The sequence below is a fragment of the Roseovarius nanhaiticus genome, from assembly GCF_900156535.1.
Classification (GTDB): Bacteria; Pseudomonadota; Alphaproteobacteria; order Rhodobacterales; family Rhodobacteraceae; genus Roseovarius; species Roseovarius nanhaiticus.
Window position 1 is genome coordinate 476,390 of sequence record NZ_FTNV01000002.1, and the last position, 26,388, is coordinate 502,777.

29 protein-coding genes and 1 pseudogene are annotated in these 26,388 nt (G+C 62.8%); 10 read left to right on the plus strand and 20 right to left on the minus strand.

Features of this window, described 5'->3' with window-relative positions; all coding sequences use genetic code 11:
* Positions 1-3: 3 nt before the first annotated feature.
* The 3 genes from tolR to ybgC form a co-directional block, all read right to left on the minus strand.
* Positions 4-480 (minus strand): protein TolR, encoded by a 477-nt coding sequence (tolR, locus tag BW975_RS12500; protein ID WP_076534489.1) that lies wholly within the window; start codon positions 478-480, stop codon positions 4-6.
* Between the two features lie 3 nt (positions 481-483).
* Positions 484-1,179 carry a protein TolQ gene (tolQ, locus tag BW975_RS12505; protein WP_076534491.1) on the minus strand — a complete coding sequence of 232 codons (696 nt, stop codon included), beginning with the start codon at positions 1,177-1,179 and terminating at the stop codon, positions 484-486.
* A gap of 117 nt (positions 1,180-1,296) precedes the next feature.
* Positions 1,297-1,719: a tol-pal system-associated acyl-CoA thioesterase gene (ybgC, locus tag BW975_RS12510; protein WP_076534493.1), complete on the minus strand. Its 423-nt coding sequence runs from the start codon at positions 1,717-1,719 to the stop codon at positions 1,297-1,299.
* A gap of 180 nt (positions 1,720-1,899) precedes the next feature.
* On the opposite strand from ybgC, the gene BW975_RS12515 reads away from it, so the two are divergent.
* Positions 1,900-3,135 carry a metal-dependent hydrolase family protein gene (locus tag BW975_RS12515; protein ID WP_076534495.1) on the plus strand — a complete coding sequence of 412 codons (1,236 nt, stop codon included), beginning with the start codon at positions 1,900-1,902 and terminating at the stop codon, positions 3,133-3,135.
* 165 nt (positions 3,136-3,300) lie between these two features.
* Positions 3,301-3,927 carry an MSMEG_1061 family FMN-dependent PPOX-type flavoprotein gene (locus tag BW975_RS12520; RefSeq protein WP_175610727.1) on the plus strand — a complete coding sequence of 209 codons (627 nt, stop codon included), beginning with the start codon at positions 3,301-3,303 and terminating at the stop codon, positions 3,925-3,927.
* 107 nt (positions 3,928-4,034) lie between these two features.
* Here BW975_RS12520 and BW975_RS12525 read toward each other — a convergent pair whose 3' ends face one another.
* Positions 4,035-4,712, minus strand: coding sequence for a LysR substrate-binding domain-containing protein (locus BW975_RS12525; protein ID WP_244512615.1), 678 nt, complete (start codon positions 4,710-4,712; stop codon positions 4,035-4,037).
* Between the two features lie 63 nt (positions 4,713-4,775).
* A pseudogene (locus tag BW975_RS18265) lies at positions 4,776-4,931 on the minus strand (LysR family transcriptional regulator); the annotation flags it as partial.
* Between the two features lie 92 nt (positions 4,932-5,023).
* Here BW975_RS18265 and BW975_RS12530 point away from each other — a divergent pair.
* From BW975_RS12530 to BW975_RS12550, 5 genes are read left to right on the plus strand one after another with little or no spacing between them, the layout of a single operon-like run.
* Complete coding sequence (locus tag BW975_RS12530; protein WP_076534501.1) at positions 5,024-5,623, plus strand: amino acid synthesis family protein; 600 nt, start codon at positions 5,024-5,026, stop codon at positions 5,621-5,623.
* On the plus strand, positions 5,595-6,374 hold the full coding sequence (locus tag BW975_RS12535; protein ID WP_076534503.1) for an alpha/beta fold hydrolase: 780 nt from the start codon (positions 5,595-5,597) through the stop codon (positions 6,372-6,374). The genes BW975_RS12530 and BW975_RS12535 overlap by 29 nt, the downstream gene beginning before the upstream one ends.
* Positions 6,371-7,294, plus strand: coding sequence for a flavin reductase family protein (locus BW975_RS12540; RefSeq protein WP_076534505.1), 924 nt, complete (start codon positions 6,371-6,373; stop codon positions 7,292-7,294). The genes BW975_RS12535 and BW975_RS12540 overlap by 4 nt, the downstream gene beginning before the upstream one ends.
* A gap of 3 nt (positions 7,295-7,297) precedes the next feature.
* Positions 7,298-8,332, plus strand: coding sequence for an LLM class flavin-dependent oxidoreductase (locus BW975_RS12545; RefSeq protein WP_076534507.1), 1,035 nt, complete (start codon positions 7,298-7,300; stop codon positions 8,330-8,332).
* 8 nt (positions 8,333-8,340) lie between these two features.
* Complete coding sequence (locus BW975_RS12550; RefSeq protein WP_076534792.1) at positions 8,341-9,819, plus strand: aldehyde dehydrogenase; 1,479 nt, start codon at positions 8,341-8,343, stop codon at positions 9,817-9,819.
* A gap of 478 nt (positions 9,820-10,297) precedes the next feature.
* Here BW975_RS12550 and BW975_RS12555 read toward each other — a convergent pair whose 3' ends face one another.
* The 10 genes from BW975_RS12555 to ruvC form a co-directional block, all read right to left on the minus strand.
* The gene (locus BW975_RS12555; protein WP_076534509.1) at positions 10,298-10,942 is read right to left on the minus strand and encodes an isochorismatase family protein; all 645 of its coding nucleotides are present in this window, start codon (positions 10,940-10,942) and stop codon (positions 10,298-10,300) included.
* A 17-nt stretch (positions 10,943-10,959) separates the two neighbouring features.
* Positions 10,960-12,270, minus strand: a complete 1,311-nt coding sequence (locus BW975_RS12560) for a TRAP transporter large permease (RefSeq protein ID WP_076534511.1) — start codon at positions 12,268-12,270, stop codon at positions 10,960-10,962.
* Between the two features lie 10 nt (positions 12,271-12,280).
* Positions 12,281-12,805, minus strand: coding sequence for a TRAP transporter small permease (locus BW975_RS12565; protein WP_076534513.1), 525 nt, complete (start codon positions 12,803-12,805; stop codon positions 12,281-12,283).
* A complete protein-coding gene (locus tag BW975_RS12570; RefSeq protein ID WP_212634894.1) occupies positions 12,802-13,479 on the minus strand; it encodes a TetR/AcrR family transcriptional regulator in 678 nt (225 codons plus the stop codon). The genes BW975_RS12565 and BW975_RS12570 overlap by 4 nt, the downstream gene beginning before the upstream one ends.
* Positions 13,479-14,618, minus strand: a complete 1,140-nt coding sequence (locus tag BW975_RS12575) for a C4-dicarboxylate TRAP transporter substrate-binding protein (protein WP_076534515.1) — start codon at positions 14,616-14,618, stop codon at positions 13,479-13,481. Before BW975_RS12575 ends, BW975_RS12570 begins: the two co-directional genes overlap by 1 nt.
* Before the next feature lie 116 nt (positions 14,619-14,734).
* Positions 14,735-15,442, minus strand: coding sequence for a RidA family protein (locus BW975_RS18270; protein WP_244512599.1), 708 nt, complete (start codon positions 15,440-15,442; stop codon positions 14,735-14,737).
* 293 nt (positions 15,443-15,735) lie between these two features.
* A complete protein-coding gene (locus BW975_RS12585) occupies positions 15,736-16,368 on the minus strand; it encodes a hypothetical protein (RefSeq protein WP_076534517.1) in 633 nt (210 codons plus the stop codon).
* A gap of 164 nt (positions 16,369-16,532) precedes the next feature.
* Positions 16,533-17,555: a Holliday junction branch migration DNA helicase RuvB gene (gene ruvB / locus BW975_RS12590; protein WP_076534519.1), complete on the minus strand. Its 1,023-nt coding sequence runs from the start codon at positions 17,553-17,555 to the stop codon at positions 16,533-16,535.
* 3 nt (positions 17,556-17,558) lie between these two features.
* The gene (gene ruvA, locus BW975_RS12595) at positions 17,559-18,224 is read right to left on the minus strand and encodes a Holliday junction branch migration protein RuvA (protein ID WP_076534521.1); all 666 of its coding nucleotides are present in this window, start codon (positions 18,222-18,224) and stop codon (positions 17,559-17,561) included.
* Positions 18,221-18,715: a crossover junction endodeoxyribonuclease RuvC gene (ruvC, locus tag BW975_RS12600; protein WP_076534523.1), complete on the minus strand. Its 495-nt coding sequence runs from the start codon at positions 18,713-18,715 to the stop codon at positions 18,221-18,223. The genes ruvA and ruvC overlap by 4 nt, the downstream gene beginning before the upstream one ends.
* Before the next feature lie 391 nt (positions 18,716-19,106).
* On the opposite strand from ruvC, the gene BW975_RS12605 reads away from it, so the two are divergent.
* Entirely contained in the window at positions 19,107-19,304 is a 198-nt protein-coding gene (locus tag BW975_RS12605; protein ID WP_076534525.1) for a DUF1127 domain-containing protein, read from the plus strand.
* A gap of 260 nt (positions 19,305-19,564) precedes the next feature.
* On the opposite strand, the gene BW975_RS12610 is transcribed toward BW975_RS12605, so the two are convergent.
* From BW975_RS12610 to BW975_RS12630, 5 genes are all read right to left on the minus strand, one after another.
* Positions 19,565-19,921 carry a hypothetical protein gene (locus BW975_RS12610; protein ID WP_076534527.1) on the minus strand — a complete coding sequence of 119 codons (357 nt, stop codon included), beginning with the start codon at positions 19,919-19,921 and terminating at the stop codon, positions 19,565-19,567.
* A gap of 108 nt (positions 19,922-20,029) precedes the next feature.
* Positions 20,030-20,902 (minus strand): 50S ribosomal protein L11 methyltransferase, encoded by an 873-nt coding sequence (locus BW975_RS12615; RefSeq protein WP_076534529.1) that lies wholly within the window; start codon positions 20,900-20,902, stop codon positions 20,030-20,032.
* Between the two features lie 16 nt (positions 20,903-20,918).
* The gene (locus BW975_RS12620; protein WP_076534531.1) at positions 20,919-22,151 is read right to left on the minus strand and encodes an MFS transporter; all 1,233 of its coding nucleotides are present in this window, start codon (positions 22,149-22,151) and stop codon (positions 20,919-20,921) included.
* Positions 22,152-22,201: 50 nt separating this feature from the next.
* Positions 22,202-23,095, minus strand: coding sequence for a DMT family transporter (locus BW975_RS12625; RefSeq protein ID WP_076534533.1), 894 nt, complete (start codon positions 23,093-23,095; stop codon positions 22,202-22,204).
* A 13-nt stretch (positions 23,096-23,108) separates the two neighbouring features.
* Positions 23,109-25,307 carry a primosomal protein N' gene (locus BW975_RS12630; RefSeq protein ID WP_418314354.1) on the minus strand — a complete coding sequence of 733 codons (2,199 nt, stop codon included), beginning with the start codon at positions 25,305-25,307 and terminating at the stop codon, positions 23,109-23,111.
* 93 nt (positions 25,308-25,400) lie between these two features.
* On the opposite strand from BW975_RS12630, the gene fsa reads away from it, so the two are divergent.
* Both fsa and BW975_RS18365 read left to right on the plus strand, forming a co-directional pair.
* On the plus strand, positions 25,401-26,054 hold the full coding sequence (fsa, locus tag BW975_RS12635) for a fructose-6-phosphate aldolase (RefSeq protein ID WP_076534537.1): 654 nt from the start codon (positions 25,401-25,403) through the stop codon (positions 26,052-26,054).
* A gap of 174 nt (positions 26,055-26,228) precedes the next feature.
* Entirely contained in the window at positions 26,229-26,351 is a 123-nt protein-coding gene (locus tag BW975_RS18365; RefSeq protein WP_272482024.1) for a hypothetical protein, read from the plus strand.
* The last annotated feature ends 37 nt before the right edge of the window (positions 26,352-26,388 follow it).

The window sequence follows — 26,388 nt, forward strand, 5'->3', positions numbered from 1 at the left end:
GCCTTAGCCTTCCGGCGCGTCCAGCGCCGGACCGCCGACATCCGTGACGAGGCCGATATTGTCAAAACCTCCGCGATTGAGCGCGCCCATGATCTGCACAACATCTGCATAGGGCACGGCGCCATCAGCGCGCAGGAACACGCGATTGCTCTCACGCTCGGCGGCAATGGCGCGCAGGCGGCCGATCAGATCCTCGCGGGCGACCTCAGTGGTCTGGATCGACACGACGCCCTCGGCGGTGATGGTGATTGTGAGTGGCTCTTCCTGCTCGCCCGGCAGGGCGTTGGCCGCCGTCTTGGGCAGCTCGACCGGCACGCCGACGGTCATCAGGGGCGCCGCCACCATGAAGATGATCAGCAGCACCAGCATCACGTCCACGAAGGGTGTGACGTTGATTTCGGACATGGGCCGCGCGCGGCTCCGCCCGCGCCTGCGACGCTTGCCCCCGCCGCCGCCCGAGCTTTGGATTGCTGCGCCCATGGCCTAGCTGTCCAACTGGCGGCTGAGGATGGTGGCGAACTCGTCGGCAAAGGCCTCGTAGCCCGCGACGATCCGGTCACTGTCAGCGCTCAGCTTGTTATAGAAGATGACCGCCGGGATCGCCGCCAGCAGGCCCAGAGCGGTGGCCAGAAGCGCCTCGGCAATGCCGGGCGCCACGACGGCGAGGCTGGTGTTCTGCGAGGCAGCAATGCCGACAAACGCCTGCATGATACCCCACACCGTGCCGAAAAGGCCGACAAACGGCGCGATCGAGCCGACAGTGGCCAGCACCGTCAGGTTGGATTGCAGCCCTTCGGATTCCTTGGCGATGGCCACGTCCATGCTGCGATCAATGCGCGCGGTCGCGCCCGCGATCATCCCGCCGTCCTGGCGATGGCTACGGCGCCACTCCATCATGCCCGAGGCAAATATGCGCTGCGAATGCCCTGCCGGATCTGTTCCGATTTGCTCGAAAAGTTCATCCAAGGGCTCGCCAGACCAGAATTGACGGTCAAAGGCGTCGGCCTCGGCGCGCGCCTTGCGATACATGATGAGTTTCTGGATGATGATCGCCCACGCCCAAAAGGACGCGAAGATCAGCATCAGCATCACCACCTTCACGATGAAAGTGGCCTGCGCGAACATGCCCCACATCGAAAAGTCGATTTGATGCGCGACTGCGAGTGTCTCTGCTTCCATACTGCCTGCTCTTTTTTTGCGCGATGCGCCATATGGCCCGCGATATTTGGCCGCAAGCTATCTGATCACCGGTGCGATTGCCAATAACATCGCCGCTACCCGCGCGAAATTGCGCGATCAGTGCAAAATCAGGCGGATATTCGCCGGAAGACGTGCGGGATGGCCCGTATCGGTCAGGCACACGATGGTGACGATGGCGGCGAAGATCGCCTCGCCGCCGCGCATCACCTGCTGGCGCAGCACCAGCCGCGCTCCACTGACCGATTGAACATCCGTCAGCACCTCTAGCCGGTCGTCGAACCGCGCAGCCATCAGGTAATCGCACTCGATCCGGCGAACGGCAAAGACAAGGCCGCCCTCGTCCTTCATGGCGCGCTGGTCGATTCCCATATCGGCCACCCAATCGCTGCGCGCGCGCTCGATGAACTTGAGGTAATTGGCGTGATAGACGATCCCGCCCATATCCGTGTCCTCATAATAGACGCGCACGTCAAAGCGGTGCGGAGGACGGGCGCCCGGGGCGCGGATTTCGCTGGCCATGTTTTGCGGGGCCTTTCTGCAGGGTGGTGCTGGACGGCATTAAGCATTTTTGCGGGCGGCGGTGCAATGCGGCGGGCCGGGCTTTACGCCTGCGCGCTTGTATGCTGTTATCCAACTTACCGACAGGGGTGTCGGCAAGTGCCGCGCACCCCGCCCGCACATCCGAAAGAGGAATTCATCATGACGTCATTGCTGATCAAGAACGCGCGTATCGTGGACGGCACCAGCGATCGCCCCGGCGATCCGGTAGACATTGCCATCGAGGACGGGCGCTTCGTCGAGGTCGGTTCTGGCGTCAAGTTCAACGCCGATGAGACGCTGGACATGAAGAGCGGCATCGTGATGCCCGGCCTGATCGACTGCCATGTGCATGTCATTGCCACCACGGCCAATCTTGGCCTGAATGCGGATCTGCCGAATTCCTGGATCGCGCTCAAATCGGCGCAGATGATGCGCGCGATGCTCATGCGCGGCTTTACCACCGTGCGCGATCTGGGCGGCGCGGACCGCGGATTGCAAAAGGCGCAGGAGGACGGGCTGATGGACGCGCCCCGCCTCGTGATCTGCGGCAAGGCGCTGAGCCAGACGGGCGGGCACACCGATTACCGCGGCCCCAATCAGAGCCGCGATGTGAGCTGGTACAAGGACAAGCTGGGCTCGATGGGCCGTATTCTGGACGGGGTAGACGCGATGCGCGCCGCCTGCCGGGACGAGCTGAAGAATGGCGCGCAATTCATCAAGATCATGGCCGACGGGGGCGTCTCGTCACCCTCCGATCCGGTGGGATACCTCGTTTTTTCGGTCGATGAATTGAAGGCCGCGGTCGAGGTCGCCAAGGGGTTCGGCACCTATGTGTCAGGGCATCTCTACGACGACACGGCGATCAACCGCGCACTCGATGCCGGTTTCGAGTGCGTCGAGCACGGCAACCTGATGAGCGACGAGACCATTCAGCGCATCGCCCGCGAGGGACAATGCGTCGTGCCCACCAACATCACCTATGATCGCCTGGCCAAGACCGGCGCAGACTATGGCCTGCCAGAAGAATCGATCGCCAAGATCGCCGACGTACGCGAGGCCGGGCTGGAGCGCTTGGCCAAGATGCATGACGCGGGCGTGACCGTCGGCTACGGCTCGGACCTTCTGGGTGGGATGCAGCCGCACCAGTCGGGCGAGTTTCCCTTGCGAGGGCAGTTCATCCCCGCGGATGCGGTGATCCGCTCGGCCACCGTGGATGCGGCGAAGGTGCTCCGCATGGAGGGCGAGCTTGGGGCGATCACGCCGGGCGCACATGCCGATCTGATCGCGGTCGACGGCAATCCGCTGGAGGATCTGAACCTTCTGACCGAACAAGGCGCGCATATGCCACTTATCTTGCAGGGCGGTGTGGCCAAGAAGAAGGCAGCGGGGCTGTAGGTCGAGAGCCGGGGGCGCGGCCTGCATCTTGCGGGCGGTTGGGTGGAACGGCTGCTTCTATCCGATGCGATTCTGCCGTTCGCCACGGATGCCTCCGATGGCGGCTTTGGGAAAACCGGCGCAGAGGGTATGCTTTGCCTCCGAAGTTGAGCGGAGAGCGTTGTGTTGGAATTTGATGAACAGATCAAAAGTATCGAGCGGCTCAGAGAGCTTTTGCCGACCGAAGGCTTTACGAACACTTTTCTCAAGGTAAGCGATCGACTGAACGACACAGCGCGGAAATTCATCGAATTTGCGCCATTTGTTGTCGTAGCAACCAAAGCGCCCGAAGGTCTGATTGACGTCTCGCCAAAAGGTGACCCTGCAGGTTTCGTCGAAGTCTACGATGACAAGACGCTCATCATTCCGGACAGGCTCGGAAATCACCGTGTCGATGGCTTTCAAAATCTATTGGAAGACCCGAACATTGCCGTCCTCTTCGTTGTGCCCGGCCACGGTGACACGCTGCGCATCGCGGGCAAGGCACGCATTGTGAAAGATGCGGCAATCAGCAAGCGCCATGCGATCAACGGAAAGCAGCCATTGCTCGCACTCGTTATTGAGGTCGAGGAAGCTTTCATGCACTGCTCGAAATCTTTCATTCGGTCTCGGTTATGGCACCCTGATCACTGGCCCGAACGCAAGTCCGCCCCCACACTTGCTGAATGGGTGATGTCCACGGTCGATAGGGATCAAACGCTGCAAGAGGTCGAAGATGATCACGCAGCGGACGAAGGAACCCGGCTCTACTAGACTGCCGGAAAGAGGCCGTTTGCGCGCTACGCCGGATCCGGCGACTCGGGCCCAAGAACAAAGCCGCCGGCTGCGCGCGGTGGGGCAGATCCGAACGTCCGCGTGAGTTACGGCCCTCGATCGCCGGCCGCGTCAGTTGACACAGCTTCGGTATCTACTTTTTCAAGCAGCCAGTCGCGGAAGTCGCAGGCAGTGGTCTTGGCCTCGTTGATTCTCAAATAATAGGCTTCTGTGGACGCAGCCACCGCCGAATGCGCCATGACAAGCTGCCCCGTTTGCAGCGCGTTATGCGCCAGTATTTCTGCGACCAGGGCCACGCCCGTGCCATGTGCCGCGATGTTCAAGGCGGCGCCATACGTGTCGACGAAAATCTCCGGCTTCAGGTTTTTGCCAACAAGGGTGCCCCATGTCTTCCAACCATCCGACGTGCCCACGGCTTCGATGAGGGGCAAGATATCGACAGTCCCCGGCAGCCCCGGCGCCTTCAGGGCGACCAGACCCTTGCATTTCAGACGAGCCGCATTGCGGCCGACTTGCTTTTCAGAGCCGAAGGGGATTTCGACATCCGCTCTGACGGTATTGAAATCGTCGGGCCAGATCGTGCTCAGAAACCGCAATCGGATTTCAGGGTGCCGCTGCGTGAATTCCGAAAGATGCGGCGCGATGATCCATTGGGCGACGCTGACCGAAGATGCGATGGTCAGAACATTGTCCGTTGGCAAGGGATCGTATGCGCGCGTGGCGGCCGTCAGGCTTTCCAGGGCGGCGCCGACCTTGGGCAGCAACTTGCGGCCATCATCGGTCAGCGACAGCCCCCGCGCCCGGCGGATGAACAGCATGACACCCAGAGAGGTCTCCAACGATCTGACATGCTGACTCACGGCAGATTGCGTCATCCCGATCTCGGATGCAGCAGCGGTAAAGCTCAGGTGGCGCGCGGCAGATTCAAACGCGCGGAACCACGCAAGCGGTGGCAGAGATTTCACCATGCTCAAGCAACCCATTAGCTCTGCTAATGTCTAAGCCTCAAAATCATTCATTTGTCAAATGGGGCCCGGCCTGCGGATATTCGGCGGATGCTCTAGCGAGGAACACCATGCATCCAGAAATCCGAAAAATCGTAACCTATGATGAAGAAATTTTCATTGAGGGGTTTCGCGCTGCAGAACACCCTTGGCGCCTCTTCGCCGTTGCTGCGGTGGTCCGCAACCCATGGGCCGGGCGGTTCGTCGAAGATCTCAAGCCTGAAATCCACGCCTATGGCCCGATCCTGGGCGAGATGATGACAAAGCGCATGATCAGGCTTGCCGGATCGGGCGAAGCGATCGAGGCCTACGGCAAAGCCGCGGTCGTCGGGTTGGACGGCGAGATCGAGCACGCGTCGGGCCTCATCCACACCCTGCGGTTCGGTAACTTCTACCGCGAGGCGGTGGGCGCGAAATCGTATCTCGCCTTCACCAATACGCGCGGCGGGGCGAACGCGCCCATCATGGTTCCGCTGATGGACAAGAACGACGCGGGACGCCGCTCGCATTACCTGACGATCCAGTTCGCGATCCCGGACGCGCCGCGTGCCGACGAAATCGTGGTCGTTCTTGGTGCGGCGACTGGCGGACGGCCACATCATCGTATCGGCGACAGGTATCAGGACTTGAAGGATCTGGGTCATGACTTGGACAACCCGGCCGCGGTCTGACATCGGACAGATCAGCATGATCCGCAACGGGCAAGGACGGCAGGTCGTGCTGATCCACGGCGTCGGCTTGCGCGCCGAGGCTTGGGGCGGGCAGCTGCAAACCTTGGCGCAAAAATACGCGGTTCTCGCCGTCGATATGCCAGGACATGGGCAGAGCGCCCGCTTGCCAGGGCGGCCTTCCTTGGCGGATTTCACGGACGCGATCGCGCCGGTGATATCCACCTCCGCGGTGGTCATCGGGCATTCCTTCGGGGCGATGATCGCGCTGGACATGGCAATCCGCTATCCCGCGCGCGTGGGCGGCGTGGTTGCCCTGAACGCTGTTTTCCAAAGAGATGCGGCGGCGAAGACAGCAGTCGAGGCGCGCGCGTCGAGCTTGGACGGAGAGACGGTGGCTGACCCATCCGCGCCCTTGGAAAGATGGTTTGGTGCCGAGCCGTCTGCGGCCCGAAATGCCTGCCACGCGTGGCTCTGCACGGTCGATCCCGCAGGCTACAGAGATGCCTACCGCGTCTTCGCGACCGAGGATGGTCCGGCCGAGAGCGCCCTCGCGCAACTCCATTGCCCGGCTTTGTTCCTGACCGGCGCGGACGAGCCGAATTCCACCCCTGCCATGTCGAAACGCATGGCAGAGCTGGCGCCGGATGGGCACGCGGTCACTGTCGACGGGGCGGCGCATATGGCGCCGATGACGCATGCCGCTGAGATCAATCCCATTCTGGAGCAGTTCATTCAGGAGGCCTTGCAATGACGCAGATCGACCCCCGCGCTCTGCGATCGGCGCTCGGAAGCTTCATGACCGGGGTGACCGTTGTGACCGCCCTTCGCAACGACGGCGTTGCTGTCGGGTTCACGGCGAATTCCTTTTCTTCGGTATCGCTCGATCCGCCGCTGGTGCTGGTCTGTCCGGGCAAATTCCTGTCGAGCTTCGACACCTTCGCCAACGCCAGACACTTCGCCATCAATATCCTGGCGGAAGGGCAAGAAGACGTCTCCAACATTTTCGCCAAATCCACAGCGGATCGTTTTGCACAGGTTCCACACCGGTTCGATGCCAATGGCGTGCCGCTTATCGAAGGCGCGGCCGCTCAGTTTTCCTGCACCACGGAACAAGTCGTTCCGGCGGGGGATCATTGCATCCTGATCGGCAGGGTCGACACCTTCGTTCACGCCCGGGATGCGGGGTTGGGCTACGTCAACGGGCGGTATTTCAGCCTTGGGCTAGAGCGCGCCGCATTCGACGAAACAAGCGGCCCGGCGGTCTGCGGTGCAATCATAGAGAGCGGCAGAGACGTGCTGATGGTCCAGACCAAGAATGGTCTGAGGCCGCCCCATTGCGCGCATATGGAGCGTGGCCGCCTGATCAATGATCTGCGCGACACCCTGATCACCGCCGGGATCGAGGCGGACCTGGGCCAAGCCTACTCGGTGTTCGAGAGCAACGCGCCGCGTGTGCAGTACAGCTACTTTTTGGCAACGGGCCATTTGACTGCGCAGGCGCCAGGTATCGTCGCCGTCCCGATTGCGGACCTTACGAAGCAGACGTTCGCGAGCGCGCCCATCGCGCGGATGATGACGCGCTTCGCGCTCGAGCATCAGACGCGCAACTTCTCGCTTTATGTCGGAAGTTCCGAAGAGGGCGCGACCCACCAATATCAGACAGGAAGGTAGCCCATGGACTTCTCGCTTTTTGCGCATATGGAGCGCACGAGTGCCGACCAGGACCAGCGCGCGTTGCGCGGCGATCTGATCGCGCTGGCCAAGATGGCCGATGAGGGCGGCATGCGGGCGATCTGGACCGGCGAGCATCACGGGATGGATTTCACGATCTCGCCCAACCCGTTCATGAGCCTTGTGGACCTAAGCTATCATACCAAAAACCTGCGCCTTGGAACGGGCACCGTGATCGCCCCGTTCTGGCATCCGATCGCCCTTGCCGGGGAGGCGGCGGCAGCCGACCTGATAACCGACGGGCGGATCGAGCTTGGGGTCGCGCGCGGGGCCTATTCCTATGAGTACGAGCGCCTGAGCCCCGGTCTGGATGCCTGGGACGCAGGACAGCGAATGCGCGAAATGACCCCCTTGCTGCGGCAGCTTTGGGCGGGCGATTGCGCCCACGAGGGGACATTCTACCACTTTCCCTCCACAACGTCGGCGCCCAAGCCGGTGCAGCCCGATGGGCCGCCCATCTGGATCGCGGCGCGCGACATCAACAGCCACGCGTTCGGCGTCGAGAATGGATTCAACATCCAGGTCACTCCCCTGTGGAAGGGACTCGATGAGATTGAAAGCTTGATGGCAAAATTCAACGAGGCCTGCGCCAATCACGGTGGGGCGCGCCCGAAGATCATGCTGCTGCACCATACTTACGTCGGCTCGGACGCGGATGACATCCAAGTCGCCGCCAAGGAAATCTCGGAGTTTTACTGCTACTTCGGAGCGTGGTTTCAAAACAAGCGTCCGGTCCGACAGGGCTTGATCGAAACTTTGACCGAGGATGACATGGCCGCAAATACCATGATGTCGCCGCAGAACATGCTGCGCGACCTGACCATGGGCACCGCACAAGAGGTGATTGACCAGATCAGACAGTATGAGGATCTGGGCTATGACGAATTTGCCTTCTGGATCGACAGCGGGATGAGTTTCGAGCGCAAGCGCGCCTCGCTGGCGCGTTTTATCGACGATGTCATGCCAGCATTTGCGTGAGGGTGATGATGACACAGCTTCCACATTTTCAGATGTATATCGACGGTGCGTGGACCGAAGGGTCTGCCGCCCAGAGGATGACGTCGCAGAACCCTGCGACAGGCGCAGATTGGGCTACATTCGCCTGCGCCTCACCGGCGGATGTGGACCGCGCCATCGTGGCCGCGCGCCGGGCGCTGACCGATGCTGCGTGGCGCGATATGACCCAAACGCAGCGGGGCAAGCTAATCTATCGCTTGGCGGAGCTCATCGAGGAAAACGCCGCGGAACTGGGCCGTCTCGAGACGACAGACAGCGGCAAGTTGCTGGCCGAAACCTCGACGCAGACCGCTTATGTCGGCGACTATTATCGCTATTACGCGGGTCTGGCCGACAAGATCGAAGGCGCCGTTCTTCCCATCGACAAACCCGAAATGCATGTCTTTACCCGGCGCGAGCCCATCGGCGTGGTTGCGGCCATCGTGCCGTGGAACGCCCAGATGTTCCTGGCCGCGACCAAGCTGGCCCCTGCCCTTGCCGCTGGCTGCACAGTGGTCTTGAAGGCCTCGGAAATTGCCCCTGCCCCGATGCTCGCCTTCGCGAAGCTGATCGAAGAGGCGGGTTTTCCGGCCGGGGTCGTCTCGATCGTGACGGGCGACGCGGAGAGCTGCGCGATACCGCTGACGCGGCATCCGGATGTGGACCGCATCGCCTTCACCGGCGGGCCCGAGACGGCACGGCACGTCGTTCGCAACTCGGCCGAGAATTTCGCCGTCACGTCGCTGGAGTTGGGAGGGAAATCCCCCATTCTTGTCTTCGAGGATGCGGATCTGGAAGGCGCCGCAAACGGGCTGATCGCCGGAAACTTCGGCGCCTCCGGGCAAAGCTGCGTCGCCGGCTCTCGCGGCTTGGTCCACCGCTCGATCATGGACGCGTTGATCGCAAAAATCGCCGAAAAAAGCGCGGGAATAATCGTCGGCGATCCGATGGACCACCAGTCTCACCTCGGTCCTGTCTGCACCGGGGCGCAGATCGACAAGATCGTCGCGACACTGGCGACCGCCAGATCTCAAGGCGCGACCATTCATTTCGGTGGCACGCCGCTCGCCCAGGCCGGCAATTACATGGCGCCGACCCTTGTCGAATGCCAAAGCACGGACACCGAAACGCTGAAGGTGGAGATGTTCGGGCCGGTCATGTCGCTGATCCCGTTCGACACCGAGCAGGACGCGATTGCCATGGCCAATGACACACCGTTCGGCCTTGGCTCGGGCGTGTTCACCGAAAACCTTGCGCGGGCGCACCGCGTATCGGCAAGGCTGAAAGCGGGAATTTGCTGGGTGAACACATATCGCGCGATCTCACCCATCGCGCCGTTCGGGGGCTATAACCAATCGGGCTACGGGCGCGAGGCGGGCATGGACGCGATCCATGACTACACGCGGACGAAAACAACCTGGATCAATACATCGGACAGCCCAATGGCAAATCCATTCGTGATGCGTTGACCGCGTTTGGGAGGGGACGGGCCGTCGCGCCTCGACCGAGAATTATCGAAGGATGTCACAGACAGTATGAATGCCCGTCATGGGATCGCCGACCAGCGACGCAATTTTCATGCCAAGGCTGAGAGTCTGGTCCCTGTTTAGGGACCGATGACAGCCCGAACGTCTTGAACGCCGGTCTCTAAGGCGAAATCCAAACTCGCACTCAATCACCCTCCGCGAGCCACAAGTCAGCTCGGTCCTTGGCTGCGGCATTGCCAATCGTGCTGCACCGTGATGCCAAAGACCGTTTCGCTATAGATGGATCACAGCATTCATCACTGTGTTCAAGGTCTGCAAATTGCGGCTCCGGTCAGAGCCAATACCGGCTTTTAGCGCATCGCAGCCATGCATATATCTCACTGCAGGACGCCGTATCGGATCAAAGGCATCATTCGCGCGCATTGATGCGCGGGGCGGTCCGCCCCCTCCAAACTCCCCCTCACGAATTCAGCCGACCCACCTCCTCGATATACCCGATCATCTCGTCGCAGGTCGAAATGTCGGCATATCTCCGTCCCAGATCGCGCAGGTTGTCCTTGTGCGGCTGCTCGTCATGATCGCCCACGCAATCCTCGGGCACGATGGTGCGGTAACCCCATTGGAAGCTGTCGATCGAGGAGGCGCGGATGCAGCCGCTGGTGATGCAGCCGGTGACGATCACCGTGTCGACGCTGTGCTTGGTAAAGAACGGCACGACCGGTGTCTGGAAAAAGATCGAGGGGCCGGTCTTGCAGATCTTGACGTCGTAATCCGGCTCATAGATGCGCGGGTCGAGCTCGGTGCTGGGATGGCCGTGGATGAACTCGCGGCGGACCACGTCGATCTTCCAGTGCGGCATGTCCTCCTCGTCCTTGTAGGCCGTATAGCAATTGGCGACGGGGATGTTGTGTGCGCGCGCGACCTTCAACAGGCGCGCGGTATTCTCGAGGCCCCGCATCACCATGGGCGCGCCGCCGAGGGCATATTGTTCCTCGGTGAAGGCCTTCTGGTAGTCGATCACGACGATGCCGGGGCGCCGCCCGCGCCCGACCGAAATCGTGCCATAGCTGCGGGTCTCGTAGTCGGCGTTGGTATAGTCGGTCATGGAAATTCCTCCATATATCAGTTGAAGGCCAGTGACGGCAGCCAGAGCGACATGGCCGGGATCATAATGATCAGGAACAGCGTCACGATATCCATCGCGATGAACCACGCGACGCCCTTGAACACCTCGGGCAAGGTCACGAGGTTCCCCAGCGCGCCCTTGATCACATAGACGTTGAGACCAATGGGCGGCGTGACGAGGCCGACCTCCAGCAGCTTGATCACGATGATGCCGAACCACACGAGGTCCAGCCCCGCGCCCTGCACCAGCGGCAGGACCAGCGGCAGGGTCAGAAGCAAAAGGCCGATGGAGTCGATCAGCATCCCGAGGATGATGTAGAGCAGCGCGACCGCGAAGAGGATCCACCAGACGTTGTCGCTGACGCTGAGGATCACGTCCGCAAACGCCTGCGGCAGGCCACTGAGCGCGAGGAAGCGGGTGAAGAAGACCGAGCCGATGAGGATGATGAAGATGCCCGTCGTGCTGATGGCCGTCTGGATCAGAGCGTCGCGCAGGGCCGTCCAGCTGAACGCACCGCGCAGGATGGCGATCAGCAGAGCGACGGCCGCGCCGATCGCGCCCGCCTCGGTGGGTGAAAAGACACCCGCAAAGATACCGCCCAGCACCGAGAAAATGAGAAGCGGCAGGGGCCAGATATCCTTGACCGCCGCGATCTTTTCCTCGCGGCTGATATCGTCCTGGACCGTGCCGGCCAGTGACGGCTTGAGCTTTACTCGCGTCACGATCATCGCCATGTAGATCAGCGCCGAGACGACACCGGGCATGAAGCCCGCAAGGAAAAGCTGGCCCACCGACACCTGCGCATAGACACCGAAGAGGATCAGCAGCACCGAGGGCGGGATAAGCGAGCCGAGCGTGCCCGAGGCCGCGATCGTGCCCGTCGCCAGCCCCTTGTCATATTTCGCCTTCAGCATTTCGGGGACCGCGATGCGCGACATGGCCGCCGCCGTCGCCACGCTGGATCCCGATGCGGCGGCGAAGAACGCGCAGGCGCCGACACTGGCCACGGCCAGCCCACCGGGCAAGCGTGCGAGCACGATCTTGAGCGAGATGAAGAGGCTCTTGGTCATGTCGGTCGTCGTGCAGATATAGCCCATCAGCAGGAACATGGGCGCTGCCGTCAACTCCCACTGGCCGACGAAATCGAAAGGGGTGGCGCTGATCATGCCCCAGGCGACATTCATCGAGATCATCGCCCCGATGCCGAAGATCGACACAAGGCCCAGCGTCAGGCCGATAGGCACCCGTAGCGCGATCATCGCCAGCGCCGTCAGCGTGCCGATGATGCCGATATCGAGATTGCTCATTGGGCGTCCTTCACAAGGCTTGGCGGCGCTGGATCGCGCGCAGGAGGTTCGACAGGATGGCCAGGCACATGCCCCCAAATCCGATGGGCAGCGCCCAGCGGCTGGGCCAGATGTAGAAAAGGAAGTTCGACATGATCGTCTCGGCCCGCTGGGTCGAGCGGATGGCGTCGATCCCGCTTTGCCAGGCCAGCATGCCAAAGAAAACGAGACCCGCGACGCAGGCGAGGATGTAGAGTGCCAGTTGCGCCCAATTCGGCATCATCTGCACGAAGAGATCGACGCGTATGTGCTCGGATTTCAGCTCGACATATCCCAAGGGCAGGAACACGGCGAGTACGACATAGTAGAAAGACACCGTCTCCAGCGTGCCCACCATCGAGCCGTTGAAAACGTAGCGCACAAAGACATCGACCGCGATGTGACCCATCATCAGCAGCAGGAAGACACAGCCGAACGCCAGAAGCGCGAGGTTGACGTAGCGGATCGCGCCGTGGATCAAGCCACCTTCTTGTGGCGGGTCGGTTTCTGCGGTCATCGGGGCGTCCCTTCATCCGGGCCGGGCAGCATATTGCCCAGCGAGGTTTTCCAGAATTCCAGCATCTCCTGAAAGAGCTTGGGATCGTCGCGCCAGATCGACTGGGTCGCCATACCGCGCAGGAGGCACAGCGTGGTGTTCAGCGCTATGCGCCGCGTGCCGCGGATATGCGCGGCATCGGGGAAAAGGTTCTCCCAGATCTCATCGAGCTGGTGGTTGTAATCCGTGGCCACGGGCACCAGCGCATCGCGCATGGCGGGATCGGTGCGGGCGGCGGTCAGAAATTCGATCGTGACCATGAAAAGCGGGCCGGAAAAGCGGCGCCACATCTCGGTCAGGAAGCCGTCCACATCCATATCGCCCGCGCGGATCGCGGCGGCGATAACGGTAATCTCGGCAATCTCGCGGTTCAGCAGATGGCGCAGCGCCTCCTGCATCAGGATCTGGCGGCTGGGATAATGATGCAGCAACGCCCCGCGCGACACGCCCGCCGCCTCGGCCACATCAACGGTCGACGTGTCGCGCAGACCTTTGGAAAGGATAAGGTCCGTCGTGACATCAAGGATCTTCTGCTGCGTCGCCGCCGAGCGTTCGGCTTGCGTGCGGCGCCGCGGCGCGGACCCCGCCGCCCGGCGGTGTCCGGCGCCGCGCGATGCGGCGCCGTCCATCTCCATTATTCGACGCCGTAGGTGGCGGGGTCGATATCGGCGTAGATCTCGCGCATGGCGATCTCGGCCAGTGCATCCGGGTCGGTGCGATCGACATCCGCCAGCAGCGCCTCCCACTTGTCCCAAGTCGCGCGGAAGTCGTCGATCACCTCTTGGCCGTTGCTGAGGCCGTACTTCTCTTCGGCGGTCTTCACGACATCGGCCAGCGCCTTCTCGCGGTAGTCGAGGATGGACTGCATCAAGTCATCTTCAGGCTCGTAAACGGTGTGACCCTTCTCCTGCGCCTCGACCAGCGCATCCTCGGCGCGCTGGATGTAATTGACGTTCATCCGTGCCATGCCCAGCGCCGACGCGTCCATCATGACCTTCCGCTGCTCGGGTGTCAGCGACGCCCAGAAGCCGGGATTGACGCCCCATTGCGGCCCGGACCAGTACATCCCGGTCGGCAGGAGCGTCGTATGCTCGGCCACTTCCCATAGCGAGCGGTCGATCAGGTCATTGCCCGCGTTCGACGCGCAATCGAGGGTTCCGCGCTCGAGGCCGGTATACATCTCGGACGAGGGCACGTTGACGGGAATACCGCCAGCCGCCTCGACCCAGAGCGAAACGGTCGATCCCGCGGTGCGGATGCGCTTGCCCTTCAACTCGGCGAGGTTGCGAATGGGCTCGCGACAAAAGAGCAGATAGGGCGGCGTGGCATAGGCGCCCAGATAGACGACCCCCTTGTCCTTCCACTCGGCCAGCTGCGTTTCATTATGCATGCTGAAATCCGCGACGGCAAAAATCGCGACCAGCGGATCGGAGTAGTTGAAGCCCAGTTCCTGCACCGCATTGGCGACGGGCAGTTCCGAGGGCGTGTAGACGGCGGCGTGATGCGCAACCTGCACGACGTTGTCGCGGATGCCTTGCAAGTTGGCGCGCGGTGCCAGCAGGACGCTGCCGGTAAAGACTTCGGGCACCAATTCGCCGCCCGACATTTCCTTGACGTTCTCGGCCCAGTCCACATAGCCCCACTTGGTAAAGGGTGTTTCGGCCCCGTAGAACGAGTTGGCGATGAAGTTGGTTTCGGCGCTGGCGGCCAGCGGCGCCAGAGCAGCGATACCGGCGATGCCGGCGCCCTTGATGATGTTGCGAATGGCGGTCATGTCGATCTCCCTATTGGAGGGTGGGACGCCTGCAGCCTTCGGGCCACGCGCCCCCCCTCGCCGAACAGACTGCCTGCAGAAGGAACAAACCGTCAAGCCTGTTTGTAAGTGGCACCCTAGATCACCGCAGCAGTCGCCACGATTTCGATCAGCGTGCCGTCGCGCCGCACTGTCGCCTCGCAGGTCGCGCGGGCGGGCGGGTTTTCGGGGTCGAGCCATGCCTCGTAAATGCGGTTCATTTCATCGAAATCCCCAAGATCCGCGAGCCATATCTCGATCTTGATGATATGCGCCTTGTCCGATCCGCCGGCCTTCAGCAGCGCCTCGATCTGCGACAGGCACGCCCGCGTCTGGCCCTCCAGATCGTCCGAGGCAGTCCCAATTTGGCCAGACAGCCATAGGATACCGTTATAGGTCACCGCCTGACTCATGCGGGGTCCGGGCGCGATTCGGGTAAGGGTCATGGTCTGCCTTTCGCTATGTCGGCCTTGCGCAAGACTAGGCGCGCCGCTCTGGCGCAGCAATGCCCCAAGCGTGCTCATGTGCTGCAACACGATCGCATCCCGGCGGCCCGACGCGCGCAAACGTTCCAGCCCCGCGTTCAGCCGGTAAGTCGGCATCGTGCCGCGCCAATGCGCGCGCAAAGCTCCGACATAAAGCGCATTATGCGACAGTGGCGAATCCAGCGGTGTGATAAAGATCGAGGCTCGCCCCATCGGCGCCGCCCCGTATCGATAGGCCCAACCCGCGGCACCGGACGCGCAGATCAGTGTGATGCGCCCATCCGTGATCGAGCGGCGACGCATCCGGCCCAGATGCAGCACGCCCTCGCCCTCTAGGGAGGGCGCCCGATCACATTCGCATCGCCTTTAAAGACGAAGCCGCTCCCGGCCCGCGCAAAAACCATGACGGGCAACTCGAAGATGGGCTATGAGAAGTGAAGGGCGCCGCACATCGGATGCGTCGGGGTGGCGCCGCAGAGTCGGGCCACGTCCAGGCGAAACCCAGAGCCATCAGCCCAAGAGACAGCCGGATCATGACAAAAACTGCCCGCCTCGTGTCATCTCCCAAGATCTGGGGCTTTAAATAAAAAGGCCCGGCGGCACGTCCTGGTCGCTCAGCTCTCGCGCGCCGTCAGCCGTGCTGAAAGGCGCAGCGCATGCGCGGGATCCTGCGCCGCGCGCGGCAAGATTGGATCATAGGCCGCGCGGATCAGCTGCCCGATTTCGGGGCGCAAGACCGCCACATCTTTGCCGGGTATCAGCGCCAGTGGCGAGCGGTCCTGAAAAGCAGCATCGGACCACAGAAGAATGGTCTGCACAGCCTGGCTCAACGCCAGCGTCTCAGCGGGAACATCGCTCAGATGCGCATCCATCCGCAGAAAGACGAACGCGGACTTGATCGCGCCATCCGGCTCAAACCGGAAGATGCGGTACTGATTGGCATCCGCCGCGACAAGCCGCGCCACCAGCGGCTCCAGATCGGGGATCATCCGGCCCAGATCCGGCAGCTCCAGCAACTCGGACCAGTCACGGAAGAAGAAGACCATCATGTTCGCGCCCAGCTCGGGATCGGTCTCGACAACCTCGTGCCCGGCCAGCTGCGCCACCGCCTCGATCGCGCCCTTGACCACCGAAAGGGTTGCATCGTCGACGCCGAAAACGACCGGCGCGATGGGCCGACCCCAGCGTGCGCACAGATAGCTCCCATCCGTGCGGGTGAAATGCGCCTCGATCTCGTCAGGTGTCATGGCTGCCTCCGGCCTGAAATTGCGCCCTTTTATCCCGGGGACAAACGGCCTGTAACCCTTTGCAAACCGCGGATCAGGTATTTTCACCAAGAAAAAGCGCACCGGCACGCAGCTTCATCTTGGCAAAAATACTCATTCGCCATAGGCCATCCAGGCGCCTTCCCTCAAAACAGATCGGCCTGCCCCGCAGGTTTCGGCGGCGCGAGCCCCAGATGGGCCCATGCACCTTGCGTCAGCATCCTTCCGCGCGGGGTGCGCTGAATCAGGCCGCGCTGCAGCAGGTATGGCTCGATCACCTCTTCGAGCGCGTCGCGCGACTCCGAAAGGGCCGCGCTGAGCGTCTCGATCCCGACGGGGCCGCCCTGATAGGCTTCGGCAATCAGGGTCAGATAGCGCCGATCGGCTGAATCGAGGCCGAGGTGATCGACGCCGAGCCGCGTCAGCGCATTATCGGCTAGATCGCGCGTGATGGTGCCGTCGCCGTCGATCAGCGCGAAATCCACCACGCGTCGCAAGAGCCGCCCGGCGATGCGCGGCGTGCCGCGCGCGCGGCGGGCGATCTCATGCGCGCCGTCGGGCACACAGGGGATGTTCAAGAGCTTGGCATTTCGGGCTACGATCTCGTGCAGCTCGTCCACCGTGTAGAATTGCAGTCGCGTCGGGATGCCGAACCGGTCGCGCAGCGGTGTCGTCAGAAGGCCGAGCCGCGTTGTGGCGCCGACGAGTGTGAAGGGCTGAAGCTCGATCCGGACGGTGCGCGCGGCGGGGCCTTCTCCGATGACAAGGTCCAGCTCGAAATCCTCGAGCGCGGGATAGAGCACCTCCTCCACCGCTGGATTGAGACGGTGAATCTCGTCTATGAAAAGGACGTCGCGGGCCTCGAGATTGGTGAGGATCGCGGCCAGATCGCCCGCTTTGGCCAGAACCGGCCCCGAGGTCATGCGAAAGCCGACGCCAAGCTCGCGCGCCATGATCTGCGCCAGCGTCGTCTTGCCCAAACCTGGCGGGCCGTGAAAAAGCGTGTGATCCATCGCCTCTTCGCGCTGTCGGGCCGAGGCGATGAAGACGCGCAGGTTCGCGCGCGCCTCGGCCTGGCCAATGAAGGCGTCGAGCGCTTGGGGGCGCAGGCTGCGGCCCTCATCCTCGGCCAGCTTCTCGGGGCGGAGCGTGGGGTCCGGCTCGGTCATCACTTACCCTTTCGGCGCCAGCAGTTTCAGCGCGGCGCGGATGAGGTCGGCGACGTTTGCGTCCGGAATATCACCCGCCGCCTGCGCCACGGCGCCCGAAGCCTCGCCGGGGGCGTAGCCCAGATTGGTCAGCGCCGACAGCGCCTCGGCCTGGGGGCCGGGACCGGCGGAAACAGGCGCAGGGGCTGCGGGGATCGCCTCGATCACGTCATCCTCACCGCTTGGCAGAACCGGCGCCGGCGCGGGGGCCGCGCCCATTGCCATGATCTCGGGCGCCTTGTCCTTCAGCTCGTTCACGACGCGCTGCGCCGTCTTGGGGCCGATGCCCTTGGCGGCCTTGACCGAATTCCAGTCGCCCAGCGCGATCGCCCGCCCGATGCCATTGGGGCCGAGCGTGCCCAGGATCGCCAGCGATGCCTTGGCGCCCACGCCCTGAACGCTCATCAACAGGCGGTGCCATTCCTTTTCGACCAACGTGGTAAAGCCGAAGAGCTGAAGAATATCCTCGCGCACCAGAAGGTCCGTATAGAGCGCCGCGTGCTCGCCCGCGCGGGGCAGCGCCTGCATCGTGCGGTCCGAGCAAAAGACCAGATAGCCGACGCCGCGCACGTCGATCAGCACGTGATCGGCGGCGCGATAGTCGATGCGGCCCGCGATGCGCCCGATCATGCCAGCGCCTTGGCGATGCGCGCGCGGCTGGTGAAATGATGCGCGTGGCAGATCGCGATCGCCAGCGCGTCGGCGGCGTCGGGGCCGGTCAGCACCGCGCCGGGCAGCTGCATTTTTACCATATGAGCGATCTGGTCCTTGCTGGCGTGGCCGACGCCGACGACTGTCTTCTTCACCTTGTTCGGCGCGTATTCGCCCACTTCGATGCCGTATTGCGCCGGGGCGAGCACCGCGATGCCGCGCGCTTGGCCCAGCTTGAGTGTGCCGGCGCCATCCTTGTTGACGAAAGTCTGCTCGACCGCTGCGGTGTGCGGGGCATATTGAATGAGGATCGCGCCCAATTGCTGGAACAGTGACAGGAGGCGGGCTGGCATCTCGTCGCCCACCGAATGAAGCGTACCGTTGGCGACATGGCTCAGACGGCTGCCATCGACGTCGATCACGCCCCAGCCGAGATTTCGCAATCCCGGATCAATGCCAAGAACCCGCATGTTGAAACGCCCCTGCCCTGCCGTGATGTTCCGGCGCCTGAAGACCGCTGTACCGCGGCTTTGATATAGATCTAGCACGAAACGGGAACGCGGGCCAAGGGCTTTGCACATCGCCGCAACGTTGGAGAGCGCAGAGCGCCAGAATGCTGCATCGCGGCATACGCGAGGAGACGCCATGACGACCGGCGCAAAAATGCTACCTGAACGTTAATAAAAAGGCTGACGGCCCTTTTGGCCGACCTATGCGCGCGATGCATGATGACTATGCAAGAACCGATATTGCCAGAGTGCCTTCTCGCATCTATCTGCACTGCAGCGAAGGGGATCATCCCGTCGCAGTGATTTGGAACAGAGCCGATCCGCGGCTCTGATTTTTTACAGGATTAGCACAATGTCCGCTATCGACTTCAACAGCCCCCGCCATATCGAGCCCGGCGTCGTCGGCCTCGGCCTTACCCGTATGTTCTCGGCCTTCACGGCTTGGAATGACGCGCGCGCAACGCGCAAGGCACTTTCGGCTCTGACCGACCGAGAGCTGGAAGATATCGGCCTGACACGCGGCGACGTCGCCAATTTCCGCATCCGTTGATGGATGGCTCCGGGCTTCGCATGCGAGGCAACGACGTGACTGCGGCCAGACCGGCCAACATCTGAAACGCGCGCCCTTCTGCCAAAGGCGCGCGTTTTGCGTTGCGGGGTCCCGCCACGCTTGAAAAAACAGAAAAGCCCCCAAGCCTTACCAAGACACGAGGGCTTTGCCGAAATAGAGAAATAAAAAAGATACTCGTTAAAATACAATCAGAAACTTGAAGACACGTGCCCCCAAACACAGAGCCACAATGGAGAGGGTTACAATAGCGGAGCGATCTGGGCCTGAATGGCTGCGGTCACGGGGTCGATCTGCATCAGCCAGCCACCGATCTGCTCTGCTGCCGAGCCGTTCATCAACTCTGCTGCACGCTCGGTATAAGTGACTTCTCCCAGATGCATCAGAACCAGCACCTTGAAGCCGAAGAATGCGGCGACTGTGAGAAGGATGCCGCGCAAGGGTAGCCCCGAGCGGCGGCGTCTGGGCCGAAACACGATCAGCCCGTCGCGCCCGACCTGCGCATTATAGCCCCGAGCCAGACGGGAATGCGAGCGGCGCAGCTTCTTCAGACGGTCATTGAATCCGTCCTGCGAATTGATTTGCGTCGATGTAGACATAGCAGCTTTCCGTTTTCCGGCCCCCCGCCAGATCACAAGGAAAAACTAGGTTCGAATTGTGGCAATTCTGGGGCAACTGCCTCAATTCGGCTGCTTTACAGCGCCTTTTCAGACAATTTTCTGCAAGGTGAGCGTGGTCCAGTCACCAATGACTTCGCGGTGCGCCAGACTGTTTCCCACTTGGAGATAAACTTCCAGCACCTCGTCTGCTTGCTCGTTCAGGATACCCGAGAGAATCGCATGCCCGCCCGGCGCCATGGCCGCGGTCATCGCAGGTGCCAGATCGATCAGCGGGCCCTTGAGTATATTGGCAAAGACCAGATCGAAGGGCGCCGCGGCGGCCAAGTCCGGGTGATCGAGCCCAGTGGCCACGATGCAGTGCACGCGGCCCTCCAGATCATTGGCGGCCACGTTGACCAGTGCCACATCCACGGCCACCGGGTCGATATCGCTGGCCAATACGGTGCCGGGCCAGACGCGCGCCGCGCCCATGGCCAGCACCGCCGTGCCGCAGCCGATATCGACGATTGAGGCATGGGGCGCATCCTGCGCGGCAAGCCGGTCGAGCGCACGCAGGCAGCCTTGAGTCGTGCCATGGTGCCCGGTGCCGAAGGCCATGGCGGCCTCGATCAAAAGCGGCTCGGCATCCTCGGGCACCTTGTCGGCGTCGTGACTGCCATAGACAAAGAACCGGCCCGCCGCGACGGGCGTCAACTCGCGCTTCACATGGGCGACCCAGTCGGTCTCGGGGACTTCGGATATCACGAAGGGCCGCGCGCCATGCACCTGCGCCAGCAGGGCAAGCCCCGCGATATCCGGCGCCTCCTCGAAATAGCCGCCGACTTCCCAGGTACCGCTGCCATCCTCGATCTCAAACGTGCCGACGCCCATCGGTTCGGGCGTCAGATCGTCCAGCGCGTCGGCCAGCGCCTCGGCGCTGGTCTGGCCGGTCAGGGTCGTGAGGGCGGTATAGGTGGGCATGGCGGCCTTTCGGGGGTTACTCCGCCGGAGCGGCGACGAGGCGGGTCAGCACCGTCTCGTGCCCCGGCGCAGGATGGCGCGGGATCAGCATCGCCAGTAGCAGCGATATCCCCGCCATGCCAGCGGCCAGGACAAAGACGGCGCCGGGCGAGATCAGCCAGAGCGCACCGAGGAGCGCGGGCAGGAACACCGCCGCGATATGGTTGATGGTAAATGCAACGGCAGCCGTTGGCGCGATATCGCCCGGATCGGCGATCTTCTGGAAATAGGTCTTGAGCGCCAAGGCCAGCGCGAAGAGCAGATGGTCGATCACGTAAAGCGTCGCGGCCAGCACGACGCCCCAGCCGAACATGTAAATGCCGCCATAGGCCAGAAAGACGATCATCAGCCCGGCATATTCGAAGATCAACGTGCGCCTCTCGCCATAGCGGCCCACGGCGGCGCCCATCAGCGGGGCAAAGGCCATGTTGGCAACCAAGTTGATCAGGAACAGCGCCGTGACCTCATGCACCGCAAAGCCGAACTTCTCGACCATCATGAAGCCCGCGAAGACGACAAAGATCTGCCGCCGCGCCCCCGACATGAATTGCAGACAGTAATAAAGCCAGTAGCGCTTGCGCAGGATCATCTTCTTGAGCTGCGGATTGGGCGCCTCGAATTGCGGATAGGCGACAAGGGCAAAGATCGCGATGGCCGCCGTCAGCCCGCCCGACATGAGGTAGACAATGGTGTAGGTCAGGCCCAGCGGCTCCCACAGGAGCACGATCAGGCCATAGCAGATTAGCGTCGCGCCCGAGCCCGCAGCCAAGAGCCAGCCCAGCATCTGCGGCGCACGGGCGCGGTCGATCCATTGCAGTTGCAGCGATTGGTTGACTGTCTCGTAATAGTGAAACCCGATCGAGCTGAGCATGGTTATGGTCAGGATGCCGCCCATGGTGGGAAACTGCGCGGTGATCGCCGTGGCCACGCCCAGGAGGATCAGAGATACCAGCGCCAGAACCTGCTCGCGCACGAAGATGATGATGGCGATGACCCCGATGGCCAGAAACCCGGGGATCTCACGTACCGTATGCAGCCAGCCGATATCCTGACCGTCGAACTGCGCCACCTCGATCACGAAGTTATTGAGCAGAGCCGACCATGTGGCAAAGGCAATGGGCATCGCCGCCGCCATCAGGAACAGCAGCGTGATCGGGCGGCGCCAGAACGGCAACGCGCGGGCGTCGGCAAGGCGAACAAGGCGTGTCATGGATTTGCTTTACGCCCGGACGCGCAACTTGGCGAGCGGAATGTACACCCTCAGGACGCTGCTATCTTGCGGCTGCGCCAGAGAATGAAGATGCCGGAGGCCACGATCAGGCCCGATCCGACAAGCATCGGCACAGTGATTTCTTCACCGAAGAGCACAACGCCCAGCGCGATCCCGAAAAGGAGACGCGTGTACCGAAAGGGCGTCACCGCTGAGACATCGCCGGTGCGCATCGCTTTCATCAGACAGGCATAGGCAACGGTACCGCCCGCGATGGCGCCCAGCAGTTGCAGCGCCGCATGCCCGCTCGGTATGACAAGGCCATCACCGCTCCACAGCGCATAGATCAGCCCGGCCAGCGCCATGGCAAGAAAGCCGTAGAGGCCAAGGATCGCCGTGCTGATGGAAGCAGGCGCCGCGCGGCTGGCCAGATCGCGGCCCGCAAAGCCGACCATCGCGATCAATGCCAGGATTGACAGCGCCGAAAAGCTGTCGAGGCCCGGCTGAATGATGACGATGACGCCCGTCATCCCGATTCCGATGGCGCTCCAGCGGCGCCAGCCGACGCGCTCGCCAAAGACCAGCGCCGCGCCCGCGACGACCACCAGCGGCGTTGCCTGCAAGATCACAGTCGCCGATGACAGCGGCGTCAACGCCAGTGCCAGCACCCAGAAAAGGCGGCCGGTCACTTCAAAGCACACGCGGATACGCATTGGGCGCGAGACGACCTCGGGCTGAAACAGCGGCTTGCCCTGAAGGGCCAGCAGGCATGCAAAGACCGCCGCGCCGCCCAGCCCGAACAGGATCAGAACCTCGCCCACGGGCACCGTCTGGGAGGCGACCTTGACGAAGGAATCCTCGACCGCAAAGAGCGCCATGGCGGTAATCATCCAGAGGCTTCCCAGCAGGTTCGCGGGATGGCCCGGCAATATGGTACTGCGCATGATCCGGCCCGCCCTAATAAAAGCTCTGCGGGTCGATATCGACGCTGAGGCGCAGAGAGTTCGGCAATTTCAGCGCGCCGGTCCATTGCGCCAGCGCCGCTTGCAAAGCCGCGCCCTTGGGCGCCTTGACCAAAAGGCGCACGCGGTGCCGCCCCCTGACCCGGGCGATGGGCGCGGGCGCGGGGCCAAAGACCTGCGCGCCGATCTGGCGCAGGGGCGCGTCAGTACGGGCCAGATGCGTGCCCAGATCAAAGGCTTCCTGCATGTCGGGCGAGCTGAGGATGATCCCCGCCATGCGTCCGAAAGGCGGCACGCCCGCGTGGCGGCGTTCTTCGGCTTCGGCCCGCCAGAAGCCTTCCTCATCCCCCGACAGGATCGCGCGGATCACCGGATGCTCGGGCTGGAAGGTCTGCAGCATGGCCGCGCCCGGCTTCTCGGCGCGCCCCGCCCGACCCGCGACCTGCCGCATCAGTTGGAACGTGCGCTCGGCCGCGCGCAGGTCCGAGCCTTGCAGGCCCAGATCGGCGTCGATCACGCCAACCAGCGTCAGCAGCGGAAAGTTGTGCCCCTTGGCCACCAGCTGCGTGCCGATGATGATATCGGCCTCGCCCGCCGCGATAGCGCGGATCTGCTCCTTGAGCGCGCGTGCGCTGGCGAACATGTCACTGCTCAGCGTGGCGACGCGCGCCTCGGGGAAGAGTGCCGCCGCCTCTTCACCAAGCCGTTCCACCCCCGGCCCGACGGGAGCCATTTTGCCCTCGACCTCGCAGGCGGGGCATTTTTCGGGCATCGGCTTCGTCTCGCCGCATTGATGGCACATCAGACGCTTTTGAAAGCGATGCTCGACCATGCGGGCGTCGCAATGATCGCAGCCCACCTGATGCCCGCAGGCGCGGCAGATCGTGACGGGCGCATAACCGCGCCGGTTGATGAAGAGCAGCGACTGCTCGCCCCGCTCGATGCGCTGCGTTACCGCCGCTTGCATCGTGGGCGAGATCCAGCGATTGGACGGCAGATCCTCGCTGCGCATGTCGATAGCCCGCAACTCGGGCATCACGGCGACGCCGAAGCGCGCCTTGAGGTCGAGCCGGGTGTATTTGCCCGCCTCGGCATTGACCCAGGTCTCGAGGCTGGGCGTGGCCGAGGCCAAAACCACCTGCGCGCCGCAGATGGAGGCGCGCAAGACAGCCATGTCGCGGGCATTGTAGAGCACGCCATCCTCCTGCTTGTAGGAAGTGTCATGCTCCTCATCGACGACGATCAGGCCCAGATCGCGAAAGGGCAGAAAGAGCGCCGAGCGCGCGCCGACGACAAGCTGCGCGCCCCCCTCGCCGACCATCTTCCAGCAGCGCCGTCGCTCGGTCATGGTGACGCCGGAATGCCACTCGGCAGGCTTGGCGCCGAAGCGCTCCTGCACGCGGGTGAGGAACTCGGCGGTCAACGCGATTTCAGGGAGCAGCACCAGAGCCTGACGCCCGGCGCGCAGTGTCGCCGCGACCGCTTCAAGATAAACCTCGGTCTTGCCCGATCCGGTGACGCCGCGCAGCAGTGTCGTGCCATAGGCGCTCGTCTGGATGGCGGTATCGAGCGTTTGGGCGCAGGCGCGCTGGTCCTCGGTCAGATCCTTGGACGCATGCGCCGGATCGAGGCGGCGGTAGGGCGTGTCGCGCGGCGTGTCGACCTCATCGACCGCGCCCTGTTTGACCAGCCCCTTGACGACCGAGGAAGTCACGCCCGCCTCGTCCGACAGTTCCTTCAGCGTAAACGCCTGATCGCCCTGCCCCTCCAGCACATCCAGCACGCGCTGGCGCGCGTCGGTCACGCGGCTCGGCTCGGAATAGCCCAAACGATAGACCTTGCGCATCGACGGCGGATCGCCCAGCCCCGGCGCGCGGGTGGCGAGGCGCAGCATCGCGCTCATCGGCGTCAAAGTGTAATCGGCCGCCTTTTGCAGGAACGCCTGCATTTCCTCCGCCATCGGCGCCACGTCGAGCACGCGGATGATACTGCGCACCTTCGCCAGATCATACCCGCCCTCACCCGGCCCCATCACCACGCCCAGCACCTTGCGCGGCCCCAGCGGCACTTCGACGAAGGCGCCGACATGGCAGCCACCCTCGGGCGCGCGGTAATCCAGCACGCGGTCCAGAGGCTGCGCCGTCAGCACGCCCACCAGCGCGCCCGCATCGAAGAAATCAGGACCGGCGGTCACGCGGCATCGGCTCCTTTGAGGGGTTTCACGGGGGTCATGCATGGGATAGACGATGGTCCCAGAAACTCCAATCCATCAGATAGGGCTGCCGCCATGAAATTTTTCGTCGATACCGCCGAAGTCGATCAAATCAAGGAGCTGAACGACCTGGGGATGGTCGACGGCGTCACCACCAACCCGTCGCTGATCCTGAAGTCGGGGCGCGATATCCTGGAAGTCACCAAGGAAATCGCCGAGATGGTCGATGGCCCTGTCAGCGCCGAAGTCGTCGCGCTGGAAGCCGACGAGATGATCGCCGAGGGCCGCAAGCTGGCGCAGATCGCGGGCAATATCGCGGTCAAGGTGCCGCTGACCTGGGCCGGCCTCAAGGCGTGCAAGGTGCTCTCGGACGAGGGCAACATGGTCAACGTGACGCTCTGCTTCTCGGCCAACCAGGCGCTGCTGGCCGCGAAGGCGGGCGCGACCTTCATCTCGCCCTTCATCGGGCGCCTGGATGACATCAACCTCGACGGCATGGAGCTGATCTCGGATATCCGTCAGGTCTATGACAATTACGGCTACGAGACGCAGATCCTGGCCGCCTCGATCCGCACCGTGAATCACGCCTACCAATCCGCGATGATCGGCGCCGACGTGATGACCGCGCCGCCCGCCGTGATCAAGAAGATGGCCGACCACCCGCTGACAGATGCGGGCCTCGACCAGTTCATGAAAGATTGGGCCAAGACGGGTCAGAAGATCGTCTGAGGCGCGCGCAATCAAATTGCAGAAAAGGCCCGGCAATTGATCCTGCCGGGCCTTTTTTCTTGGGTGCGCACCCCTCTCACGCGGTTGGACATCCCGCAGACGAAGGCGTAGCATACCGCAGCCGTGGACCGGCACGATCCAGTCCCGCCTCGGCACGACCCGAAAGGACATCCCATGAAAAAGATCGACGTCGACGAAGACACGAAACGGTCCAAGTTTCTCATCAAGGCTATGGTGGCGCAGATCGTGATCGTTTTGGTCGTGATGTTTTGCTACTGGGCGTATCTGAAGGCCTGACCTCCTTCACGCAGCGGGCGCCGAATTTCTTTGACAG

Excerpts from the sequence above, each read along its gene's own strand:
- BW975_RS12625 (WP_076534533.1), bottom strand. The coding sequence starts at position 23,095 with ATGCGCAGTACCATATTGCCGGGCCATCCCGCGAACCTGCTGGGAAGC.
- fsa (WP_076534537.1), top strand. The coding sequence starts at position 25,401 with ATGAAATTTTTCGTCGATACCGCCGAAGTCGATCAAATCAAGGAGCTG.
- BW975_RS12570 (WP_212634894.1), bottom strand. The coding sequence starts at position 13,479 with ATGGAGATGGACGGCGCCGCATCGCGCGGCGCCGGACACCGCCGGGCG.
- BW975_RS12555 (WP_076534509.1), bottom strand. The coding sequence starts at position 10,942 with ATGACCGACTATACCAACGCCGACTACGAGACCCGCAGCTATGGCACG.
- ruvC (WP_076534523.1), bottom strand. The coding sequence starts at position 18,715 with ATGCGGGTTCTTGGCATTGATCCGGGATTGCGAAATCTCGGCTGGGGC.
- BW975_RS12610 (WP_076534527.1), bottom strand. The coding sequence starts at position 19,921 with ATGTCTACATCGACGCAAATCAATTCGCAGGACGGATTCAATGACCGT.
- ybgC (WP_076534493.1), bottom strand. The coding sequence starts at position 1,719 with ATGGCCAGCGAAATCCGCGCCCCGGGCGCCCGTCCTCCGCACCGCTTT.
- BW975_RS12545 (WP_076534507.1), top strand. The coding sequence starts at position 7,298 with ATGGACTTCTCGCTTTTTGCGCATATGGAGCGCACGAGTGCCGACCAG.
- BW975_RS12560 (WP_076534511.1), bottom strand. The coding sequence starts at position 12,270 with ATGAGCAATCTCGATATCGGCATCATCGGCACGCTGACGGCGCTGGCG.
- BW975_RS12515 (WP_076534495.1), top strand. The coding sequence starts at position 1,900 with ATGACGTCATTGCTGATCAAGAACGCGCGTATCGTGGACGGCACCAGC.
- BW975_RS12575 (WP_076534515.1), bottom strand. The coding sequence starts at position 14,618 with ATGACCGCCATTCGCAACATCATCAAGGGCGCCGGCATCGCCGGTATC.
- BW975_RS12550 (WP_076534792.1), top strand. The coding sequence starts at position 8,341 with ATGACACAGCTTCCACATTTTCAGATGTATATCGACGGTGCGTGGACC.
- BW975_RS12605 (WP_076534525.1), top strand. The coding sequence starts at position 19,107 with ATGTCCGCTATCGACTTCAACAGCCCCCGCCATATCGAGCCCGGCGTC.
- ruvA (WP_076534521.1), bottom strand. The coding sequence starts at position 18,224 with ATGATCGGGCGCATCGCGGGCCGCATCGACTATCGCGCCGCCGATCAC.
- ruvB (WP_076534519.1), bottom strand. The coding sequence starts at position 17,555 with ATGACCGAGCCGGACCCCACGCTCCGCCCCGAGAAGCTGGCCGAGGAT.
- tolQ (WP_076534491.1), bottom strand. The coding sequence starts at position 1,179 with ATGGAAGCAGAGACACTCGCAGTCGCGCATCAAATCGACTTTTCGATG.
- BW975_RS18365 (WP_272482024.1), top strand. The coding sequence starts at position 26,229 with ATGAAAAAGATCGACGTCGACGAAGACACGAAACGGTCCAAGTTTCTC.
- BW975_RS12540 (WP_076534505.1), top strand. The coding sequence starts at position 6,371 with ATGACGCAGATCGACCCCCGCGCTCTGCGATCGGCGCTCGGAAGCTTC.
- BW975_RS12585 (WP_076534517.1), bottom strand. The coding sequence starts at position 16,368 with ATGACACCTGACGAGATCGAGGCGCATTTCACCCGCACGGATGGGAGC.
- BW975_RS12620 (WP_076534531.1), bottom strand. The coding sequence starts at position 22,151 with ATGACACGCCTTGTTCGCCTTGCCGACGCCCGCGCGTTGCCGTTCTGG.
- BW975_RS12530 (WP_076534501.1), top strand. The coding sequence starts at position 5,024 with ATGCATCCAGAAATCCGAAAAATCGTAACCTATGATGAAGAAATTTTC.
- BW975_RS12535 (WP_076534503.1), top strand. The coding sequence starts at position 5,595 with ATGACTTGGACAACCCGGCCGCGGTCTGACATCGGACAGATCAGCATG.
- BW975_RS12615 (WP_076534529.1), bottom strand. The coding sequence starts at position 20,902 with ATGCCCACCTATACCGCCCTCACGACCCTGACCGGCCAGACCAGCGCC.
- BW975_RS12565 (WP_076534513.1), bottom strand. The coding sequence starts at position 12,805 with ATGACCGCAGAAACCGACCCGCCACAAGAAGGTGGCTTGATCCACGGC.
- tolR (WP_076534489.1), bottom strand. The coding sequence starts at position 480 with ATGGGCGCAGCAATCCAAAGCTCGGGCGGCGGCGGGGGCAAGCGTCGC.